We start from the raw sequence: 2,147 nt of genomic DNA on the forward strand, positions 1-2,147 counted from the left end.
GCTGCACGAGCAGGTGCTGAAGGGATCCACTTCTCATTAGAAGACTTATTTGAACATGATACGGTCGCTGCACTAGCGATCGCAATCGAAGGAGGTAATGTGACTGCTGCGGAACAAATCGAAACCGCAGAATTTGATTTGTTGGATAGTGAAGATCTTACAGTATTGTTAGCACAAAATTAGTGGTATTCACAATCACTAATTAACCCAAAACGGCGCCGTAGCCCAGTTCTGTCGCGCCGTTTCTTAATTTATCGGTATTTATCCTTTCTTTAGATATTATCCAAAAATAAGTACCTGTCATATGTGGCAGTTACCGCAAAAGCATTGGTTGTAGTTGAATCTGCTTAGTATGAAAAAGCCCTGTTATTTCGACAAGGCAATTAAAAATATTTTGTTCGGTAATGGAAATGCATCAATGAATAAACAGCAAATTCAAGACGCTTACCCTCTAAGCTACACGCAAATGGGCATGTTGTTTCACCATCAAATGGAAAAATCTGAAGCTGTCTATCACGACATAGTGATCCAGCTAGTAGACCTTCCATTTGAAATGGACAAGTTACAGCAAGTTGTCGATGACCTAGTAAGTGCAAATGAGATTTTGCGTACAACATTAGAGCTCAGTCGATTTAAGAAGCCGCTACAAGTAGTACATGCGTCACGAGAAACATTAATAACCAGATTGGACTTTTCTTACGCAGATCAAGCAGTTTTTAAGGACGCAAAGCTTAAATGGATTGAAACGGAAAAACAACGTGGTTTTGAGTTAGAGTCATCTTCTCTGTTTCGCGTGTTTGCAATTAATCGCAATGAACATAGCTTTGAATTAGCATTCAGTTTTCATCATCTTCTTCTAGATGGTTATAGCCTTAGGCATCTGACTGCTGAACTATTACGTTGTTATGCGCTTGCTTTGGAAGAGCTGCCATACGAGGTTGACCGTTCTCCGGCTAAATATCGAGACTTTATTGCCGCTGAAAAGCGAGCTATTACAAGCGAAGCAACTCAACAATATTGGCAAACGATGTTAGCTAGCCATGTTCGTGCCGATATTGAAAGTGCAGTTACTAACAATACAGAACGTAGTGTGAACCACATAGCAGCTGTCGTCCCGGTTGAAAAAACGATATCCACAAAAATTGAAGATTTGAGCATTGCACTTAAGGTTCCACGAAAAGCAATTTTGTTAGCTGTCCATTTAAGAGCTGTTTCTATATTGTCTGGCCAGTCAGATGTGATGACTGGTTTAGTGGTAAATGGTCGAACAGAGCAATTGGGATCCGAATCTGTATTGGGTCTGTTCTTAAATACTGTTCCTTTTAGAGTGAATATTGCAAACCAAACATGGTCTGCACTTATTCAAGAAATTGCTACGCAAGAAAAAGCTATCTCTCCTCATCGCCGTTATCCACTGGGTTTGATGAAAAAGGAGCATGAAGGTGCTGAGTTTTTTCAACATATTTTCAATTACACCTCTTTTAATGAATCGGCTCACGTCAAACGAGCAGACGACGATGTTAGAGGATTTGAGAAAACCAACTACCCATTTACTGTTCAAGCTACTTACAACAAGTCAATTAGTAAGCCAGAGATCTTTTTAGAGTTAGATGGCAGTGTGTATGACAGTGCTGATTTAAGTCGGTTTGTCAAAGTATATCAAACGATATTCGAACTGCTGACTAACAATCCTGACACGGATTGTACGTTAGCTGGACATGCTGAAATTTCATATAGATTGTTATCAGCATTCAAGCCTAGTGATATTATCACTGTATTTGCCGACACCTGTACGAACCATGCACAGCGTGTCGCGCTAACTTTCCAAAACAAGAGCGTCAGCTATCAGCAATTAGATGAAGCAAGTAATCGCATTGCAAATGGCCTTGTAGCTATAGGTGTTGAACCAGGTCAATTAGTTGGTGTGTGTTTACAACATAGTGATGACTTAATTGTCGCTTTGTTAGCAGTGCTTAAGGCAGGTGCTGCTTATGTTCCGCTTGATCCTAACCAAGCGTTAGAGCGTCAAAATGACATTCTTGATGATGCTAAACCTGCTGCTGTGATCGTACAGGATAGAATTGTCGGCTGGTCAGATAATATTAACCAATATCGTATATTAGACCTACAAAGTGATAATCAAAAAG

General features: G+C 40.1%; 2 protein-coding genes. Both read left to right on the forward strand.

The genetic code is table 11. The annotated features are described in order from the left end of the window. On the forward strand, positions 1-183 hold a 183-nt coding region (locus Q4489_RS18150), incomplete at its 5' end, for a hypothetical protein (protein ID WP_303483343.1). Positions 184-418: 235 nt separating this feature from the next. Continuing rightward, on the forward strand, positions 419-2,147 hold a 1,729-nt coding region (locus Q4489_RS18155), incomplete at its 3' end, for a condensation domain-containing protein (protein WP_303483347.1).

The organism is Thalassotalea sp. 1_MG-2023 (genome assembly GCF_030546745.1).
GTDB lineage: Bacteria > Pseudomonadota > Gammaproteobacteria > Enterobacterales > Alteromonadaceae > Thalassotalea_C.